At 45.3% G+C, this 19,295-nt stretch carries 16 protein-coding genes; 12 read left to right on the top strand and 4 right to left on the bottom strand.

All coding sequences use genetic code 11. From position 1 onward, the window contains the following. Positions 1–18: 18 nt before the first annotated feature. Both QT979_RS19415 and QT979_RS19410 read right to left on the bottom strand, forming a co-directional pair. Positions 19–1,206 carry a flagellar assembly protein H gene (locus QT979_RS19415; RefSeq protein WP_333311423.1) on the bottom strand — a complete coding sequence of 396 codons (1,188 nt, stop codon included), beginning with the start codon at positions 1,204–1,206 and terminating at the stop codon, positions 19–21. 35 nt (positions 1,207–1,241) lie between these two features. Further along, a complete protein-coding gene (locus tag QT979_RS19410; protein WP_333311422.1) occupies positions 1,242–1,847 on the bottom strand; it encodes a pentapeptide repeat-containing protein in 606 nt (201 codons plus the stop codon). 135 nt (positions 1,848–1,982) lie between these two features. On the opposite strand from QT979_RS19410, the gene purL reads away from it, so the two are divergent. From purL to QT979_RS19360, 10 genes are all read left to right on the top strand, one after another. Next, the gene (gene purL, locus QT979_RS19405; protein WP_333311421.1) at positions 1,983–4,544 is read left to right on the top strand and encodes a phosphoribosylformylglycinamidine synthase subunit PurL; all 2,562 of its coding nucleotides are present in this window, start codon (positions 1,983–1,985) and stop codon (positions 4,542–4,544) included. A 211-nt stretch (positions 4,545–4,755) separates the two neighbouring features. Continuing rightward, positions 4,756–6,489 (top strand): bifunctional serine/threonine-protein kinase/formylglycine-generating enzyme family protein, encoded by a 1,734-nt coding sequence (locus tag QT979_RS19400; protein ID WP_333311420.1) that lies wholly within the window; start codon positions 4,756–4,758, stop codon positions 6,487–6,489. A gap of 203 nt (positions 6,490–6,692) precedes the next feature. After that, a complete protein-coding gene (locus tag QT979_RS19395) occupies positions 6,693–6,908 on the top strand; it encodes a hypothetical protein (protein ID WP_333106499.1) in 216 nt (71 codons plus the stop codon). Between the two features lie 5 nt (positions 6,909–6,913). After that, on the top strand, positions 6,914–7,318 hold the full coding sequence (locus QT979_RS19390) for a hypothetical protein (protein ID WP_333106498.1): 405 nt from the start codon (positions 6,914–6,916) through the stop codon (positions 7,316–7,318). A 270-nt stretch (positions 7,319–7,588) separates the two neighbouring features. Beyond that, positions 7,589–9,625, top strand: a complete 2,037-nt coding sequence (locus tag QT979_RS19385) for a bifunctional serine/threonine-protein kinase/formylglycine-generating enzyme family protein (RefSeq protein WP_333311419.1) — start codon at positions 7,589–7,591, stop codon at positions 9,623–9,625. Between the two features lie 335 nt (positions 9,626–9,960). Continuing rightward, a complete protein-coding gene (locus QT979_RS19380; RefSeq protein WP_333311418.1) occupies positions 9,961–10,122 on the top strand; it encodes a hypothetical protein in 162 nt (53 codons plus the stop codon). 60 nt (positions 10,123–10,182) lie between these two features. Continuing rightward, on the top strand, positions 10,183–10,425 hold the full coding sequence (locus tag QT979_RS19375; RefSeq protein WP_333213547.1) for a hypothetical protein: 243 nt from the start codon (positions 10,183–10,185) through the stop codon (positions 10,423–10,425). Then, positions 10,422–10,886 carry a hypothetical protein gene (locus QT979_RS19370; protein ID WP_333213549.1) on the top strand — a complete coding sequence of 155 codons (465 nt, stop codon included), beginning with the start codon at positions 10,422–10,424 and terminating at the stop codon, positions 10,884–10,886. The genes QT979_RS19375 and QT979_RS19370 overlap by 4 nt, the downstream gene beginning before the upstream one ends. A gap of 558 nt (positions 10,887–11,444) precedes the next feature. Then, a complete protein-coding gene (purF, locus tag QT979_RS19365) occupies positions 11,445–12,911 on the top strand; it encodes an amidophosphoribosyltransferase (RefSeq protein WP_333213551.1) in 1,467 nt (488 codons plus the stop codon). 747 nt (positions 12,912–13,658) lie between these two features. Next, the gene (locus QT979_RS19360) at positions 13,659–14,744 is read left to right on the top strand and encodes a DUF3474 domain-containing protein (RefSeq protein WP_333213553.1); all 1,086 of its coding nucleotides are present in this window, start codon (positions 13,659–13,661) and stop codon (positions 14,742–14,744) included. Positions 14,745–14,884: 140 nt separating this feature from the next. Here the strand turns inward: QT979_RS19360 and QT979_RS19355 are convergent, their stop codons facing one another. Then, the gene (locus tag QT979_RS19355; RefSeq protein ID WP_333213555.1) at positions 14,885–15,475 is read right to left on the bottom strand and encodes a hypothetical protein; all 591 of its coding nucleotides are present in this window, start codon (positions 15,473–15,475) and stop codon (positions 14,885–14,887) included. Between the two features lie 237 nt (positions 15,476–15,712). Next, entirely contained in the window at positions 15,713–16,102 is a 390-nt protein-coding gene (locus tag QT979_RS19350; RefSeq protein WP_333213557.1) for a DUF1830 domain-containing protein, read from the bottom strand. Between the two features lie 374 nt (positions 16,103–16,476). On the opposite strand from QT979_RS19350, the gene QT979_RS19345 reads away from it, so the two are divergent. After that, positions 16,477–18,057 (top strand): photosystem II high light acclimation radical SAM protein, encoded by a 1,581-nt coding sequence (locus QT979_RS19345; RefSeq protein WP_333311417.1) that lies wholly within the window; start codon positions 16,477–16,479, stop codon positions 18,055–18,057. A 582-nt stretch (positions 18,058–18,639) separates the two neighbouring features. Beyond that, positions 18,640–19,086, top strand: coding sequence for a hypothetical protein (locus QT979_RS19340; protein WP_333213561.1), 447 nt, complete (start codon positions 18,640–18,642; stop codon positions 19,084–19,086). The last annotated feature ends 209 nt before the right edge of the window (positions 19,087–19,295 follow it).

Genomic DNA, 19,295 nt, shown 5'->3' with positions numbered 1-19,295 from the left:
GGGGTTCTCGCCACATTGTTAGTTTTCAAGTGTATTGGGTAATCTAGCTATCAGATTTTCCAGCGATAATTGAGGCAATTCTGACAGCAGTAATGATAAATTTTCTGGGGATAAGCCGAGCAAATTGGGGATGAGATTAACCGGGCGTTCTTCTTGTCCTGATTGGCTGAAGCGGTTGTTCAAAACACTTTCCGCTAGCAAATTTTGGACTTGTTGGCGATCGGTTTGGGCGATCGGCAGCATAGATAATTGGACTAACAACATAGTAAACTCGGCAGTAGGTAGAGCCGATACCGGGCGCAAAAAGGTGACAGTTAGCGGGTCTAACTCCCCAAATCTTACCTGCAAGAAACTCTCTAAAATTAACCGCTGTCCTTGTTCTCTTCCTTGCTCAAGACCTTGTTCTCTTCCTTGCTCAAGACCTTGTTCTCTTCCTTGCTCAAGACCTTTTACAATACCTTGTACAAGACCTTGTTCTCGTGCTTCTTGTAACTTTTGTTGAAAAAGGGGTACGATCGCCATAACTAACTCCTGATCTTCATCATCCATTGTGGGATTAGTTGGTGTATTCGCTTGCAAATTTTCCTGCAAGATGTAAAGTAATTGTAGCGCATTAGCTCGAATTGAAGCATCAATGGGAAATGCAGTTAATTCCGCGATCGCCCCTTGCTGCACCCTGCCCCTACCCAACATCCGCAACCATATAGTCTCTGGAGTCCTCGGTAGCTGGTGAATAGCGATTAACCCAACTCTCCAAACCTCCGATAAAAAATAAATTCCCCTCCCCCAGCCCTCAGACTCTTCGGAAGTCCGAAAACCAAAACTATTTAATAAAGCTTCCGAAGCAGTGGGAGTGAGAATCCACAACATCGGTAATTGTCTTTCCTCAAAACGTTGATTTTCTCGATTAGCCCGCCGCCCCAGTTCTGCCCTACTATTTAATAACTTAACGACACAGCTAAAAATTCCCTCAGCAGTCACAGGATTGCGAAACGGTTCAATTATCGCCGCCGTTGCAGCCATTTTACCTAACAAACCCAAACTTTGGACATATTCATATTCGCTCTCAAAAGAAGTTGGTTGAAACCAAACATCAATTTCTCTAACTTCAGCAGTGACATTTTTGCTCGTTTCTACTTCTCCAAGAGGCGACAATAACTCTTGCAGGTATTCTTTTGCAAACTGATCGTGGGGAAACTTAGTCATCCGATTTTAGATTTTAGATTTTAGAAGCAGGTTGTCTACCACGGCAAGCCTCGCGCATCGGAAAAATCGGCATCTAGAACCGCCCCCGGATCGAAAACAGCATCAGTTAAATCAGCTTTTCTAAACGACGTTACCGACAATTTTTCTATTTCTTCAACAGCAATAAAAAAGCCGATCGCAGTTAACCCAAGAATTACCCCAGAAACTAAAAATAAGACAATTCCCCTGATAGTATCTCCGCCCAAAAATGTCACAATACCGCTAGCGCCGATCGCAGCAGCAGCCCCAGCCACAGCCCCAGCCACAATTCCAGCCTCGCACCGAGTCGCAGCAATCGCCGTAGCAGCCGTTCCAGCCACAGCCACAGCCCCCGCATCCGCCCCGGCTATCAGTCCAGTCAAAGCCCCAGCCGCCGTCACTGTTACCGCAGTTACCCCAGCCCTAGCAATCAAATTTCTTACCCGCCTGCGGCTTTGTCCGGTTCGGACACCCTGAAAATTTGCCCCCCTCAAAATCGCCCCGGTGAAATTGCAGCCTCGAATGTCGCAACCGCTGAAATTCGCCCCAGATAAGTCAAGCCCTTTAAAAGAACGGTTCCGCAAGTTTTGGTTAGCAAAATTGAGATTTCGAGGTAAAGTCATTCGATTTTAGATTTTAGATTTTAGATTTTAGATTAACCAAGCAAATGCCTGGGATTTTAGATTTTAGATTATAGATTTTAGATTAACCAAGCGCAGGGCATTTAGAATAAAGCCTGTGGTTTATAACGAGTTTCCATGTCTCCCATCTCCGAATCTCCATTTTCCCCCCAACAAATTGCCGCTGAAAGACTCACACCAGAAGAATATCAAGAAATCGTTCAGCGTCTTGGCCGCCATCCTAATAAAGCTGAATTGGGAATGTTCGGCGTCATGTGGAGCGAACACTGCTGTTACAAAAATTCGCGGCCACTATTAAAACAGTTTCCCACAGAGGGCGATCGAATTCTCGTCGGGCCCGGAGAAAATGCCGGCGTCGTAGACTTGGGAGACGGCTTGCAACTCGCCTTTAAAATTGAATCCCACAACCACCCGTCAGCAGTCGAACCTTTCCAAGGTGCAGCAACCGGTGTCGGGGGGATTCTCCGCGATATCTTCACAATGGGTGCACGCCCGATCGCACTTTTAAATTCCCTGCGTTTTGGTAACTTAGACGATGCCAAAACTCAGAGATTGTTCAAAGGCGTAGTATCGGGAATTTCCCATTATGGAAATTGCATCGGAGTACCCACAGTTGGAGGCGAAGTTTATTTCGATCCGGCTTATTCCGGCAACCCGCTAGTAAACGTCATGGCCTTGGGTTTAATGGAAACTCAAGAAATCGTCAAATCCGGCGCATCCGGCATCGGAAATCCCGTGCTTTATGTCGGTTCAACTACCGGGCGAGATGGCATGGGAGGAGCAAGTTTTGCCAGTGCCGAATTGACAGACAAATCAATGGACGATCGCCCCGCCGTCCAAGTAGGAGATCCATTTTTAGAAAAATCCTTAATTGAAGCTTGTTTAGAAGCATTCAAAACCGGCGCAGTCGTCGCTGCCCAAGATATGGGTGCGGCGGGAATCACCTGTTCCACATCAGAAATGGCAGCCAAAGGCGGCGTCGGCATTGAATTCGATTTAGACAAAGTTCCCGTTCGAGAAAGCGGCATGATTCCCTACGAATACCTGCTTTCGGAATCCCAAGAACGGATGTTGTTTGTTGCCCAAAAAGGACGCGAACACGAATTAATCGATATTTTCCACAGATGGGGATTGCACGCGGTTGTAGCGGGTACAGTGATTGAAGAGCCGATCGTCCGAATTCTATTTAAAGGCGAAATCGCTGCCGAAATTACCGCGACTGCTTTGGCAGATAACACGCCAATTTATCACCGAGAATTGTTGACAGAGCCGCCAGAATATGCTAAAAAAGCATGGGAATGGACGGCAGATTTGTTGCCACAATCCACAGTTGCAGGTATCGAAGTTCAAGGTAATTTCCAAACTTGGAATCAGATTTTGCTGACGCTTTTAGATACTCCCACCATCGCTTCTAAACGCTGGGTGTATCGCCAATACGATCATCAAGTGCAAAACAATACTGTTGTTTTACCGGGAGGTGCTGATGCTGCGGTTGTCAGATTGCGTCCGCTAGAACCTTGCCAATCTTCCCTTGCTAACGGGTTAGAAGTACACCCCCTTGCTAAGGGGGATCTACAGAGAGAAAATGCTGTTTCTCTAGCTTCCGAAAGCAAACAGGAAGAAGAGGTAATTCCTCTATTTACAAAGGCACAAGGTAGGGAAACTCCCAAACTTTCTCCCCCCCTCAGCAAGAAGGAAGCGCCCCTGGGGATGATTCCTGGAGTTGCTGCAACGGTTGATTGCAATTCTCGTTATGTTTATCTCGACCCTTATGAAGGTGCAAAAGCAGTCGTAGCGGAAGCAGCGAGAAATTTAAGTTGTGTGGGTGCTGAACCTCTGGCAGTTACTGATAATTTGAATTTTGGCAGTCCTGAAAAGCCGATCGGATATTGGCAGTTAGCCTCAGCTTGTCGCGGGATTGCTGATGCTTGTCGGGAGTTGGGAACCCCTGTTACTGGCGGCAATGTTTCTCTTTACAATGAAACGGTTGATGCTGAGGGGAATCCTCAACCAATTTATCCGACTCCGGTAATCGGAATGGTGGGGTTAATTCCCGATTTGACGAAGATTTCTGGCCAAGCTTGGCTAAAGAAAGGTGATTTAATTTATGTTCTGGGAATTGGTGAATCATCCCAAAAATCCGAACTTCCATCTGAAAGCTCAAAAATTGAAACTTCTCCTACTTTGGGAGGTTCGGAATATTTAGCGGCAATTCACGGGATTGTAGCTGGGAAACCGCCAAGGATAGATTTTGAGTTAGAAAGAAAAGTGCAATCGGTTTGTCGCGCTGGAATTCGGCAAGGTTGGGTATGTTCTGCCCATGATTGTGCGGAAGGTGGAATTGCGATCGCCCTCGCGGAATCTTGTATTTCTGCTAAAATGGGTGCGGAAATTCATCTCAGTTTCAACTCGGCAAATGTCAGCCGCTGGGATGAAATTTTGTTTGGTGAGATGGGCAACTGCATTGTAGTTTCAGTCGCACCGAAAAATCAAGAAATTTGGGAAGCTTACCTGCAAGAACATTTGACCAAAATGTGGCAGAAAATTGGTTTAGTTTGCTGTGCTGAATCACCTTTGCGGGTGGTGACTGCTGACAATCAAGTGTTAATTGAGGTTTCGATGGGTGAGATGGGCGATCGGTTCTATAATGCGATCGAGCGTCGGATTGCATCTGTCTAATCGCAGTCGATACACACGGCGGTTGAAACCGCCTCTACACAGACGAAACCCGCCGACGTGGCTTGCATTTCTTGAGGCCGCGAAGGGGGACTTTGTTTGTGTAGAAGTGATTTCAATCGCCGTTTCAATTTCCCTGTCAATCCCCCAATCAATCGCCGTGTCAATCACCCAATTCATCTCTACAATATAAACAGTATCATTCATAAAATAAATGATTTGCTGTATCAATTCCGACTGTGAAAAACCTGAAAACCAGGACGGACAAACATATTGCATCAGTTGTGGCTTTGAACTCGTACCCATCCTGCGAAATCGTTTCCGCATGATCAAATTCCTCGGTCAAGGTGGCTTCGGCAGAACTTATTTAGCAGAAGATATTGATAAATTAAATCAACGCTGTGTCGTTAAACAATTAGCGCCAACAAATGTTCAGGGAACTTGGGCAATTAACAAAGCGGTAGAATTATTTCAGCAAGAAGCCAGACAACTGCAACAGCTAGGACAACATCCCCAAATTCCATCACTAGATGCCTGTTTTGAAGAAGAAAACTATTTGTATCTCGTACAGCAGTTTGTCGATGGTGATAATTTGTTAAACCTTTTCCAAAATCAGGGAATTTGGCAAGAAAGCCAAGTTAACCAACTATTACTCGAACTTTTACCTGTTCTCAACTTTATTCACGAACAAAAAATTATTCATCGAGATATCAATCCTGAGAATATTATGCGCCGTCGCAGTGACGGTTTGTTTATTCTAATTGATTTCGGAGTTTCTAAACAGTTGTCGGGAACAGTGATGTCGAGACTGGGAACAAAAATTGGTACGCCTGGTTATGCACCGCTTGAACAAATGCAAGGAGGTGAAGCTTATGCAGCCAGCGATTTGTTTAGCTTGGGGGCGACGGCTTTTCATCTACTGACGGGGATATATCCTTCTGATTTGTGGACGGAACACGGTTATAGCTGGACTGGAAATTGGCAGCAACATTTGAAGAGTCCCATAGATAAGCGATTGGAATTGATTTTATCTAAGTTGTTGGCAAAAGATATCCAGCAGCGCTATCAATCAGCCGAGGAAGTTTTAAGAGATTTTCAACGTCAGTCAACACCAAATTTTATACAGACTTTAAAAAGGTTTGACTTTGACCCGGTGACAGTTGATGTGCGGGGTAATATAAGTAGCGGTCAACGCCGTGAAGCACAATTTTTTAGTGAAAATTTAGGTAGCGGTGCAATCTTAGACATGGTAGCAATTCCTGGTGGCAGTTTCGTGATGGGTTCCCCCAATACGGAAGCAGGGCGAAGTAACAATGAAGGGCTGCAGCGTACTGTTAATATCTCTCCTTTTTTTATGGGTAAATATCCCATTACTCAAGAACAGTGGGAAGTAGTGATGGGGAATAACCCTTCTGAGATCAAAGGTTTGAAACGTCCTGTAGAACAAGTAAGCTGGAATAATGCTCTGGAATTCTGCCAGAAAATTTCTCAAAAAACCGGCAAGATTTATCGCTTACCTTCGGAAGCCGAATGGGAATATGCTTGTCGCGCCGGAACTACAACGCCTTTCTATTTGGGCGACACAATTACCCCGGATTTAGTTAATTATGATGGCAATTATCCCTACGGTGCTGCGCCGAAAGGACTTTACCGCAAACAAACAACTGATGTGGGGAGTTTTCCGCCGAATCCGTTTGGTTTGTATGATATGCACGGGAATGTTTGGGAATGGTGCAGCGATAAATGGCATGGTAATTATAACGGCGCACCGACTGATGGAAGTTCTTGGGAAACTGGAACAGATAATAACCGAGTGCTGCGTGCTGGTGCCTGGAACTGCAATACGGTCTATTGCCGTAGTGCCTATCGTGGCAGGAATTGGGCGGTCCATCGCAGCAGGCACCTCGGTTTTCGGGTTGCGGTAGCGTCGGTTTCTTCCTCGTCCTAGTTTCCGCGTAGTAGTGGTAGGGTGCGTCGCATTGAAAAATCTGCAAATCAAATCGACAATCTCGCAGCGACACACGGCGAGAGTCAGTCAGGTGCGTCGCCATCTCAAACCTGTAAATTCCATCGAATATCCCACAGATCCGCACCGTACAAAAACTGTTGACCTGCTATCATCAAGATAGACGCATCGTAGGAAAACAACCGATGACACTAACAGAATTACTCCCTACCATTAGAAAACTGTCTGCGATCGATAAACGAGAGTTAATCCGTATTCTCATGGCGGAAGAAGATATCAGTGAGAATATTTTTCCTTTGGAACCTTACAAGACTTACTACTTACCAACTCCCTACGATACTTTTGGCGCTGGTGCAGCTTTGATGCAGGCAATGAATCTGGCTAACAGCGACGAAAAGTGAGTATTATGCGATTTCAATACTCTACCAATCACCCCTCTCAAGATGAGTTTGACAGCTTACCGCGCATTCCCTTGATTCTGCGCCACAATAACCAGAGAGTCGAAGTTGTTGGGTTAGTAGACAGCGGTGCAACAGTGAGTGTATTGCCTTACCAAATAGGAATTCAGCTTGGCTTAGTGTGGGATGACAGCAAAGCCATTATTCGACTGGCTGGTAACGTGGGTAATCAACCAGCGATGCCAGTATTTTTCATGGCTGAAATAGGGGAGTTTGCTCCGGTAAGATTAGTATTTGCTTGGGCAAAAAGTGATAGTGTATCATTGATTCTGGGACAGACAAATTTTTTCTTAGAATTTGACGTTCACTTTTATCGTTCTCGGCTTGAGTTTGATATTGAGCTGAAGCGTTAATTTTTACCATAATTTATTGGCACGGTTCACTCCTGTCATACTTATCCTTCAATTCAGTCACAGCCAACTATAGCTACACAATGTGGCTAACGCAGAATTAAGACAATTGACAGAAGATAAAAGTCATATTTTATCTACTTTGTCCTATCCTTTTCAAAATCAAGCAGGTTTGGTTGAGACAGGTTCTTCGTCCCTTTTCTACTTTCGACTGGAAGGGAATATTTGTATCGAAAGTCCTATACAATATAAACAATATCATTCCTAAAATAAATGATTTGCTGTATCAATCCCGATTGCCCCAATCCTCAAAACCCGGACGGGCAAACATATTGCATCAGTTGTGGCCTTCAACTCGTACCCATCCTGCGAAATCGCTTCCGCATGATCAAACTCCTCGGTCAAGGTGGCTTCGGTCGAACCTATTTAGCAGAAGATATTGATAGACTAAATCAACGCTGTGTCGTTAAACAATTAGCACCCGATGTCCAGGGAACTTGGGCGATTAACAAAGCGGTAGAATTATTTCAGCTAGAAGCTAGACAACTGCAACAGCTAGGACAACATCCCCAAATTCCATCCCTTGATGCCTACTTTGAAGACAACAAATATTTGTATCTCGTACAGCAGTTTGTTGATGGGGAGAATTTGTTGACGCTTTTCCAAAATCAGGGAATTTTGCAAGAAAGCCAAGTTAAGCAACTATTACTCGAACTTTTACCTGTTCTCAACTTTATTCACGAACAAAAAATCATTCACCGAGATATCAAGCCTGAGAATATTATGCGCCGTCGCAGCGACGGTTTGTTAATGCTGATTGATTTCGGAGTTTCCAAACAGTTGTCGGGAACAGTGATATCGCGACAGGGAACGCAAATTGGTTCGCATGGTTATGCACCGCTTGAACAAATGCAAGGGGGTGAAGCTTATGCAGCCAGCGATTTGTTTAGCTTGGGGGCGACGGCTTTTCATCTACTGACGGGGTTACATCCTTATGGTTTGTGGACGGAACACGGTTATAGCTGGACTGCAAATTGGCAGCAACATTTGAAAAGTCCGATAGACAAGGAATTGGAATTCATTTTATCTAAGTTGTTGGCAAAAGATATCCAGCAGCGCTATCAATCAGCAGAGGAAGTTTTAAGAGATTTTCAACGTCAGTCAACACAATCTCCCGCACCGACACCAATTCCCACAATTCCTGTGATTCCACAGCACTCTTTGCCGTTACGAACTAACACAACAAGGCGAGGTTTCTTGCAATTAGCGGGTTTTGCTGGGGGAGGATTTGCATTAGCTGTGCTGGGTCAAAGTTTGTTGAACAACAAAACTTCTTCATCTTCACCAAATCTTCCACCTTCATCCAACAAGGAACAGCCATCTCCTAAATCATCAGCTCAAAAATCATCTCCAAAAACTACAGCCAAAAGTTCATCGCCAAAACCATCTCCACAATCTGTAGCAGAAAGTCCATCGCCAAAACCATCTCCCAAACCATCTCCCAAACCCGCACCAGAAACTCCAAAACCTACGCCATCTTCCAATGCTTTAAAAAGCTTTACTTTTGAAACAGTGACAGTCAACTCAACGGGGCAAATTGCCAACCGCCGTCAAGGAAAAGCACAGGCTTTTATAGAAAATATGGGGAATGGTATTACTCTAGAAATGGTAGCAATTCCTGGTGGCAGTTTCGTGATGGGTTCGCCCGATACGGAAGCCGGACGAAGTAGTTATGAAGGGCCGCAGCGTACCGTGAAGATCCCTACTTTTTTTATGGGTAAATATGAGATAACTCAAGAACAATACCAAGCGGTGATGGGAAATAACCCTTCTGAGTTCAAAGGTGCGAAACTTCCGGTCGAAAAAGTAAGCTGGAATGACGCTGTGGAATTCTGCAAGCGGCTTTCTAAAAAAACAGGCAAGACTTATCGCTTACCTTCAGAAGCGGAATGGGAATATGCTTGCCGCGCCGGAACTAAAACACCTTTCTATTTTGGTGAAACAATTACCCCAGATTTAGTTAATTATAATGGCAATAATCCCTACGCTGGGGCATCGAAGGGACTTTACCGCAAACAAACAACTGATGTCGGGAATTTTTCACCCAATGCTTTTGGACTTTATGATATGCACGGAAATGTTTGGGAATGGTGCAGTCATTCCGACAACGATCGAAGCGATCGCCGGGTGCGGTGTGGCGGTTCCTGGAAGGACTCTGCGGTGAATTGTCGCAGTGCGTATCGTCTTAGCAATTCGGCGGGCGATCGTTACTCGGACATCGGTTTTCGCGTGGCTTTGGTTTCCGCGTAGTCTCGGGTTTTCGCTTCTTTGCTGTAGTCTCCCGCGAGGACTCTTATTTTAAGACTCGGCTGTTTCAACCTGGTTTATAAATATAGTCCTGGACGCATCAAAACCTTCATAACCGGGCTTTTTGCGGTTTCTGCGGTTTGTAGCGCGTCTTCTGGGCCAAAAAACCAGGTTCCTAACCACCCGCGCATAAGTCCTATAATAGTTAAAATATGCCAATGTCACATATTAGGAAGGATAAAAAATATGACCCTCAATCTTCCTCTGCCCCATTCAATTCAAAATTTTATTAACGAACAAGTGGAATCGGAGGCTACAGTAATGCAGCGGAATACATCTTGCATCTAATTCGCCAAGAACAAGCAAGACTCGCGCGGGTTGAGTCGTTATTTTTGGCTGGTTTGGATAGTGGCAATTCTATAGAGATTACCGATGATTGGTGGGAGCAAAAACGCGCTCAGTTGGTGCAGAAACTTGACCGACAGCAGCAAGGAATGTAGCATCTCAGCAGTTGCCTAATTTAACGGCAAAAACCAAGTCAGAAGCCCTAGTGATTATAAGTGATTATAGCAGATAGCGGCTTTGTATTCAAAACTAAAACAGAGGGTGGATATGAAACATTCGAGCATCCTGATGGTAGTTTAATTCATATTAGACCCGCTGGTGAAATTGTCCGAACTGGGCCTAAAATAAAAAACGATCGCGGTAAAAGTTACCGCCGCCGATACGACCAGTTTGGCAATCAGATTCAATTCATGGCAGGTTCAAACACCCACAGTACCGGAGAAAATATAATTATATGACTCTTACAGCCGTGAAGCGTAGCTATCCCGTAGGGAATCGCCCTTTAAAACATTTTTGCATAGAAGACTTGAAAAGTGCCGACCTTGCAGGCATTACTCTAATCCCCCAACCTTTAACCTTGCGCTTAGACTTTACATTCGGAACCGGGATTTATGACACTTCCATCGAATTCTATCAACTCGTTCATCAGGTAATCTCTCAACCAGTCAACTCCGACTCAGAAGAGTCTTGCTTCTGGGTGGGTAACGCAGAATTAAGACAATTGACAGAAGATAAGAGTCAAATTTTATCTACTTTGTCCTATCCTTTTCAAAATCAAGCCGGTTTGGTTGAGACAGGTTCTTCGTCCCTTTTCTACTTTCGACTGGAAGGGGATATTTGTATCGAAGTAGTTTGCGGTAGTTACAAAATTTTTCAAGAATTGGAATCGGCGGTTGAAACCGCGTCTACACCAACGTAAACCTGATGGTGCGTGGGTTGAAGCTGTAGGGTGCGTCGCCCGAAACAATCTCCAAGTAAGAGGCCAATCTCATAGCGACGCACCCTACAAAATACGACATTACTTAATACTCTATCGCGCCCAAAATTGACTTTACATGGCCGCACAGATTCCCATGATGATATAGTAGGTCAATCTCACAGAAAAGTCAACCTCGATCGCCCTTAAATTCTAATATTTCAAAAAGCCCATCAAGCAATTTCCTAATTTATTTGCCATTGCACGATCGCCGATCTCTTCATTCTGGCGTTGCGCGGACTTCGTTTGACAATCGCCGCATCCCTCGCCACATCCCTCGCCCGCCCTTAATCAAGGTTAGTATAGAATTTGCGAGCGATCGATACTACAATGCCCTTAAACGCCGCATCGCTTCTGTCTGAAATGCTACACGAGTTGGAAATAATGACAGATCCGTGGCAAGATTAAGGGAATGTTAAGTTATGCGACGCTTTCGCAAACAAGATTTCCCGCTGAAACTGTCCCCCTAACCCACCTTCCCCATTAGGAACCCACCCATCTATGATTCCCAACCATTCCTTCGCGGCTGACGAGCATTCTAGTAAACCCGACAAGCCCGAGGAAGCTTGTGGCGTTTTCGGTATCTACGCACCGGGTGAAGATGTCGCCAAGTTGACCTACTTCGGTTTGTATGCTTTGCAGCACCGCGGTCAGGAATCAGCAGGAATTGCCACCTTTGAAGGTGAAAAAGTCCACCTGCACAAAGATATGGGACTGGTTTCCCAAGTCTTTAACGAATCGAGTTTAGGTCACTTGCCCGGTAACTTAGCAGTAGGCCACACTCGCTACTCTACTACCGGCTCCTCGCGCGTGGTCAACGCTCAACCTGTTGTCGTCCAAACCCGTTTGGGAAGTCTGGCATTAGCACATAACGGGAATCTTGTCAATACTAAAGAATTGCGCGAAGAATTGCTGTCTCGGAAGTGCGAATTTGTCAGTACGACGGATTCAGAGGCGATCGCAGTGGCGATCGGTTCCGAAGTAGACAAGGGCAAAGACTGGCTGGAAGCAGCGATCAGCGCCTTTGGTATGTGCCAAGGAGCCTTTAGTTTGACCATCGCCACCCCCAAAGGCGTGATGGGAGTCCGCGACCCCCAAGGCGTCCGCCCGTTGGTAATTGGCATCCTCCCCACAACTCCGGTACGATACGTTTTAGCATCGGAAACTTGTGGCTTAGATATTATTGGTGCTGAATTTTTGCGGGACGTAGAACCGGGGGAATTAGTTTGGATTACAGAGGAAGGTATGGCTTCCTTCCACTGGAGTCAGCAACAAAAGCGCAAACTTTGCATCTTTGAAATGATCTATTTTGCTCGACCCGACAGCCAAATGGAAGGTGAAAGTTTATACAGCTACCGACTGCGGATCGGGCGTTTGTTGGCAGCAGAATCTCCGGCTGATGCTGATATAGTTATCGGCGTTCCCGATTCTGGAATCCCGGCGGCGATCGGCTTTTCTCAAGCTTCCGGCATTCCTTACGCCGAAGGATTGATTAAAAATCGCTACGTCGGGCGCACTTTTATTCAACCGACTCAGACAATGCGGGAGTCAGGAATCCGCATGAAACTCAACCCTCTCAAAGATGTCTTGGAAGGAAAGCGAGTAATTATTATCGACGATTCGATCGTGCGCGGTACTACCAGTCGCAAAATAGTCAAAGCCTTGCGGGATGCGGGTGCAACAGCAGTTCACATGAGAATTTCCTCGCCGCCGGTGACTCATCCTTGTTTCTACGGGATCGACACCGACAATCAAGATCAGTTGATTGCGGCTACTAAGTCAGTCGCAGAAATTGGCGCCCAAATTGGGGTAGATTCTTTGGCTTTCTTGAGTTGGGATGGAATGCTGAAGGCGACTAACGAAGACCCAATGAGTTTTTGTTCGGCGTGTTTCACTGGTGATTATCCGATCGACGTTCCAGAAATGGTAAAACGGTCTAAGCTCATATTAGAAAAAGCTGGAACCTAAAAAATAAAAAAGCGGGAAAGCGATTGCCCGTCACTTTCCCCAATTTATGGATTTTCAAGTTTTTATGGTAAGTCATTGCCAGAATGTGTGTAGAAATGTTACATTAACTTAGCTTTAGCAGTTCTTGCAGAATTTGTGAACAGTAGTGAACAGTCGGTTGGGTAGAACTTGTGTGAAACCCAACCCTCGGATTGGAGATGGGAGATTGAAGATTGAAGATTGGAGATTGGAGATTTGTGCTTGAATCTAAAATCGCAAATCTAAAATCGATGGTTTTTCCCTACACTCTCGTTCACAATTCTTGCTCGAAACGCTGTATGCTACCTGCAGACTGGAGGTAGTTCCTCCAGATGTCCACTCTCAGATTGAAGTCGCATTTCGCACCAACAACGGGCACAGGAGATTTTTTCAGATAACAGGGTCGATCGCACTAATTTTTCCGACACAAGTATTCGACAAGCCAACTTGCTTGAGAATCGCGGACGGGCTATTCATGCGAACTAAAGAACTTTAGAAACCCTTGCAGAGTAAAAATATGGCTCCTTGCAGGTTGAAACTGACCTCACCTGCATAGGGATACAACCCCCCGACTCATGTCGGGGAGAGCCAAAAAATTTAGATATTAGTTTAAGCCCCCAGATTCATCTGTGGAGTAAATCTAAAATCTAAAATCTAAAATCTAAAATCGATTGACTGTTAAAAGAAGGCGGAATGCGGTTTCTCAAGTCAGCTTAAATCGGAAACTTCGTGCAATCAAATACTGTTCTCAATCCCGCGAGCAATCCAGGCTCATCCTCTCGTACAGCAGAGTTACCTTTTACTCTTCAAGATATCAAGGCAGCCATTCCAGCCCACTGTTTTGAGCCCTCGGCATGGAAATCTCTGGCTTATTTCTTTTTAGATATTGGCATCATCGCAGGTTTATATGCGATCGCCTACACCGTCGATTCCTGGCTTTTTTACCCAATCTTTTGGTTGATGCAGGGAACCATGTTTTGGGCATTGTTTGTAGTGGGCCACGACTGCGGACACGGTTCATTTTCTAAGAGCAAATGGCTCAACAACCTGATCGGACACCTCTCTCACGCTCCAATTCTCGTGCCCTTCCACGGTTGGCGGATTAGTCACAGAACCCACCACGCCAATACAGGCAGCTTAGATAACGATGAAAGCTGGTATCCGGTATCGGAGAGCAAATACAATCAAATGCCTTGGTACGAAAAGCTGGGACGCTTTTATTTGATGTTATTTGCCTATCCAATTTATCTATTTCGCCGATCGCCCGATCGAACTGGTTCTCACTTCATGCCCGGTAGCTCGCTTTTCCGTCCGTCCGAAAAATGGGAGGTGTTGACGAGTTCCGCATCCTTGGTACTGATGGTAGGCTTTTTAGGCGCGCTAACCTATCAGTTTGGTTGGCTGTTTTTACTCAAGTTCTACTTAGTTCCCTATGTAGTGTTCGTGATGTGGCTGGATTTGGTAACATTCCTGCACCACACAGAAGCCGATATTCCTTGGTATCGCGGTAAAGATTGGTCTTTCTTGAAAGGTGCATTGTCTACGATCGATCGCGACTACGGAATCATCAATTCCATCCATCACGACATCGGCACCCACGTAGCCCACCACATTTTCTCGACCATGCCGCACTATCACTTGAAGGAAGCAACGGAAGCCATCAAGCCAGTGTTGGGCGATTATTACCGCAAGTCAACTGAGCCAATTTGGAAAAGCTTTATTCGCTCTTACTGGGATTGTCATTTTGTCTCCGATACAGGTTCTGGAGTTTACTACGAATCACCTAACAGTCGGCGCTCTGCTGAAGTTAAGTAGCTTAAATAAACAATAGAATAAGCAAAAACCCGGCTTTTTAAAGAAACCGGGTTTTTCTTTTTTGTGCGTGTTTGATAATAAGATGTTCCACATTTAGCCTGGATATTGGGGGCGGGCATCTTGCCCGCCCCACAAGAAATTTACAGATTACCTTTAATCCCGATCGCCGTAACAATAGTCCACGCATCTACCAACAGCAACAGCAGCGTACATCCCAGCAAAATAAGATACATCCAAGGCTGCGACAAAGGGCGGACATCTCTAGTATCAATACCTGTTTTTGCTTCTACCAAACCGACTAATTTACCAAACCCAGCCACTCGCATTGGCAACAAATAACCTTCACCCGAATGACTCAAAAAATAGTAAACTAAACCTCCTTGACCGGTCGATCGAGGTTTGAGAGCTTTTACCTCAGTCCAAGGTAGCGACCAACCCTTGCGAAACCAACGCGGAAACCAGTTGGGATATGTGACTTCAATCCCCTCCTCGCTCAAAATTACCCTTTCACTGAGCACGCCGTACAGGCCCACAGCGCCGACAAAGATTGCCGCCCAGAGGCCCGCCGGGGGAACCGGTGCTTTTGTTACTTCCGACAAAAACGGCAAGGGAATTGTCAGGGCTGTGTACAAGCTCAACAGCGTGATTCTAATCAGGGGAGAAAGCCGGAATACCGCCGGCTCAAATACTGGGGCCGAAGATGGGGAAGAAGCAAGAGGTTGTGCTGACATGGCTGAAATTCGAGAAGCTGTTTAATGATATTTTTGCACAGTTGCCGAACCCGCCAACCAAACTCAGGGAAATAGGAAAAACCGGACAATATTTGCCGTCGGGAGTTTTGATCTAAAATTCATTTCACAAACTTTGATTCTTAAGTGTTGAGTTTTTAAGGCTTTGTTGAAGTTGGAATTTTGAGCGCGGAGTTATCAATTCACTGACAATTTATAACTCAAAACTCACAACTTCAATTAATCAACGGCCGTTAGTGCCGGTACAGTCAGAGGTTCTGAGATTTCTCGGGATTTGGGGCGGCCAGTCATTGCTGCTCGATCGCCCTGAACTGCCTCTCGCGATCTGCTAGGATTGACGTTTGAATAGGGGCCTTCGTTAATCTGCAAGCGATCGCAAGGAATTTTATCCGACAAAATTGCACTGGCCATCATCCCGGTGTGAATTTCCAATGCTGCGGCCGGCATCGCTTCAAACACTAAGCGCTGTCCGGGAAACACCACTCGTTCAAAGTACCAGTTAGGAATGTTGGCGATGCGAGCAATCTGAATCTGACTGGTGGCGTTAACGTAGCAGCACAGAATCTTGCTGTCGGTGTCTGAGGGTACGGGGTCAAGAATTTGAGCCATAACTGCTGAGGGAGCCTTGCCTAAAAGTTTTAGTTATCTTCTCAGGCTAACACTAGGTGATCCCGCCTACTGTAAAGCCGACTACCAACTCCCTAATACATGAGAGACCGATCGAACTTAAATTAAAATCTAACCGGATAAATATCGGATTTTTGACTCCCCGCTGGGATTTTCATTCAAAATACGCTGTATTGACTTAAAAATTAGCTTTTTTCTGCTGCTCTCGCCGATCGACACCAACAAGCTCGGCCTGGAACCCAATAGAAAAATTTAAGAATATTTAATGTCAAATTGCGAAAATTAGACATATTGTAAAGTTATATTAAAAGAATATTAACATAGCTGAAAAAGTTCCACTTTAGGATATGGCAATCATGGAAAACCGAGAAAACCGAGTCCTGTACGTTCGCCTCCCCTGCAATCCTATTTTCCCGATCGGAGTTGTGTATCTTTCGGATCACGTACACAAGCTGTTTCCCGATGTCGAACAGCGCATTTTCGATTTAGGTGCCGTACCCCCCCTGGATTTCGCTAAAGCTTTGGATGCCAGCATAGACGAGTTTAAGCCGACGCTGCTGGTTTTCTCTTGGCGGGACATTCAAATTTATGCGCCCGTGGGCGGCAGGGGCGGCAATCCGTTGCAAAATGCCTTCGAGTTTTACTACGCCAAAAATCCGCTGATCAAGTTCCGGGGAGCCCTCGGAGGACTGCGTTTAGCCACGTCTTACTACACCGAACTCTGGCGCAATTTGGGACTGATTAAGCGCGGATTGAAGCGGGCCCGGAAATACCGCCCCGAAGCTCGTGCAGTGGTCGGAGGCGGTGCTGTGAGCGTGTTTTACGAACAGTTGGGCCGCAGTTTGCCGGCGGGGACTGTGGTTTCGGTGGGGGAAGGCGAAGCTTTGCTGGAGAAGTTGATTAAAGGCGAAGATTTGGCCGAGGAAAGGTGTTATGTGGTGGGAGAAACTGTGCCGCGCGCGAAGCTAATTCACGAAAAGCCAGCCAACATTGAGAAAACTGCCTGCGATTACAATTACATCGAAACGATTTGGCCCGAGTTTTCCTATTATCTACAAGATATGGACTTCTACGTCGGAGTCCAAACCAAGCGCGGCTGTCCTCATAATTGCTGTTACTGCATTTATACCGTGATTGAAGGGAAACAAGTGCGGATCAATCCGGCGGATGAGGTGGTGGCGGAGATTCGGCAATTGTACGATCGAGGTATCCGCAATTTCTGGTTTACCGACGCTCAATTTATCCCAGCACGCAAATTCATCGATGATGCAGTTGAATTATTGCAAAAAATCATCGCCGCCGGCATGGACGATATACACTGGGCCGCTTACATCCGTGCGGATAATCTCACACCAGAGTTGTGCGATTTGATGGTAAAAACGGGGATGAATTACTTTGAAATCGGCATCACCAGCGGTTCCCAGGAACTGGTTCGGAAAATGCGGATGGGCTACAACTTGCGAGTAGTTTTAGAGAATTGTCGCGATTTAAAAGCAGCCGGTTACAACGATGTGGTTTCCGTTAATTACTCATTTAACGTCATTGACGAAACCTTTGAAACCATCCGGCAAACTATTGCTTATCACCGAGAATTAGAGCGAATTTTCGGAGTAGATAAAGTAGAACCAGCTATTTTCTTTATCGGGTTGCAGCCGCACACAATTTTGGAGGAATACGCCTTTAAAAAGGAGATTCTGCAACCTGGTTACGATCCGATGAGTTTGATGCCTTGGACAGCGCGCAAGTTGCTGTGGAATCCCGAACCTTTGGGTTCGTTTTTCGGGCAAATTTGTTTAGAAGCTTGGCAGCGTAATTCCAATGATTTCGGCCGCGAAGTGATGGCTATTTTGGAGGAAAAACTCGGCTGTGCGGATTTGGAAGAAGCATTAACCGCGCCAGTGGAAATTAAAGACAAACAGTTGGCAGCAGTTAATTAATTACCAGGTTCCCCGTCAGGACGACGGTTCTTTTCAACAGGGGAAATGGGAGTAAAAATGTATCTTCTGTTTCCCTTTTTTTATTCATATTATGTCCGGTCGATTACCCTAATACGGTAGGAGTTCCCCTCACCAAAAATATCTGCCCATAATTGACAATCTCAAAAACCAGCCCTTTTAATCTCGGTCACTCGATCGGACATGATATCACTAAATAGCTAAGCGCAAATAAACATTACCCTGTAAAAGAGTCAGTTAGCGATCGCCTGGGCGTCTAGAAACCTGGTTTCTAGGAAAATCAAAGGTTTAGTAACGAGAAATATATGAAGAAACCCGGTTTCTCAAATCAGCGTGAACAAGTCATAAAACCTTAAAAATGTCCTAAATGCAAGAGATTGCTTTCCTGCGATCGCATTGACATACTTATGTATTTTTACTGGTGTAGCGTGCACAGTTCGCACCTTACTTAAATCGGCCCTGTACCGTGTCCCCTGCACATCTCACCTTTGACATTAAATATTATTAATATCCAGCAAGGATCGCTTAAGATGTAATTATATAGTTAAAACCAGGAGTGACAAGATGTTTTATAAAGAGAGAGTTAAGGGCATTAAAGGAGTAGTTCTAGTTATGGCAGGCATTAGTGCGATCTGCTTTTTGACTGCCTCAGCAGAAGCAACTGCACTAAATCAACCGATTGACAAAGTTCGGGCGATCGCACCCAACAGTTTGGGCAATAATCAACCGCTGCAAATTGCTCAAGTTGAGGGATGTCCGAGGGCCCAAATGGTGCAATTTTTCGCAACGCCCAACTTTTCTATATACATTTGCAAAACCCAGGAAGGCGATATTTTTTACCGCGGCCTCAGCAAGATAAATGGCAGCCAAATCAATGTCATGCAAGTAACGACAGGTGATGACGGAACTTATGAAGCGACTAACGGCAATATTATCTATTCGATTAACCCCCAACGCCTACAAGTCCGGCAAAATGGTAAGGTAATTTTGACTGAAGGTGTGATCAAGTAACACTAATTGTTATTTAATCATAAATTCACTAAATTCAGGGTGTATTTTATTTAAGTGAAAAATTCAAGAGTCGCCAAAACATATTGATTCCTTAATTATCAAAGCTCATCAGTGGTAACGCTTATAAAATTGCTGGGGGGGTGACAACCCACCTGAAACCCATAGCTAGTAAGGATTGAGCCAACTTGTGGTAAAAAAAGATAGGCAGC

It is taken from the genome of Microcoleus sp. w2-18bC1 (genome assembly GCF_036700365.1).
Classification (GTDB): Bacteria; Cyanobacteriota; Cyanobacteriia; order Cyanobacteriales; family Microcoleaceae; genus Microcoleus.
Note: the sequence above shows the minus strand (reverse complement) of the source record. Positions and strands in the feature narration are given on the sequence as shown.

Coding starts and splice junctions, on each gene's coding strand:
- purL (WP_333311421.1), top strand. CDS start 1,983: ATGTCTCCCATCTCCGAATCTCCATTTTCCCCCCAACAAATTGCCGCT.
- QT979_RS19400 (WP_333311420.1), top strand. CDS start 4,756: ATGATTTGCTGTATCAATTCCGACTGTGAAAAACCTGAAAACCAGGAC.
- QT979_RS19350 (WP_333213557.1), bottom strand. CDS start 16,102: ATGGCTCAAATTCTTGACCCCGTACCCTCAGACACCGACAGCAAGATT.
- QT979_RS19385 (WP_333311419.1), top strand. CDS start 7,589: ATGATTTGCTGTATCAATCCCGATTGCCCCAATCCTCAAAACCCGGAC.
- QT979_RS19390 (WP_333106498.1), top strand. CDS start 6,914: ATGCGATTTCAATACTCTACCAATCACCCCTCTCAAGATGAGTTTGAC.
- QT979_RS19415 (WP_333311423.1), bottom strand. CDS start 1,206: ATGACTAAGTTTCCCCACGATCAGTTTGCAAAAGAATACCTGCAAGAG.
- QT979_RS19345 (WP_333311417.1), top strand. CDS start 16,477: ATGGAAAACCGAGAAAACCGAGTCCTGTACGTTCGCCTCCCCTGCAAT.
- QT979_RS19395 (WP_333106499.1), top strand. CDS start 6,693: ATGACACTAACAGAATTACTCCCTACCATTAGAAAACTGTCTGCGATC.
- QT979_RS19355 (WP_333213555.1), bottom strand. CDS start 15,475: ATGTCAGCACAACCTCTTGCTTCTTCCCCATCTTCGGCCCCAGTATTT.
- purF (WP_333213551.1), top strand. CDS start 11,445: ATGATTCCCAACCATTCCTTCGCGGCTGACGAGCATTCTAGTAAACCC.
- QT979_RS19370 (WP_333213549.1), top strand. CDS start 10,422: ATGACTCTTACAGCCGTGAAGCGTAGCTATCCCGTAGGGAATCGCCCT.
- QT979_RS19340 (WP_333213561.1), top strand. CDS start 18,640: ATGTTTTATAAAGAGAGAGTTAAGGGCATTAAAGGAGTAGTTCTAGTT.
- QT979_RS19410 (WP_333311422.1), bottom strand. CDS start 1,847: ATGACTTTACCTCGAAATCTCAATTTTGCTAACCAAAACTTGCGGAAC.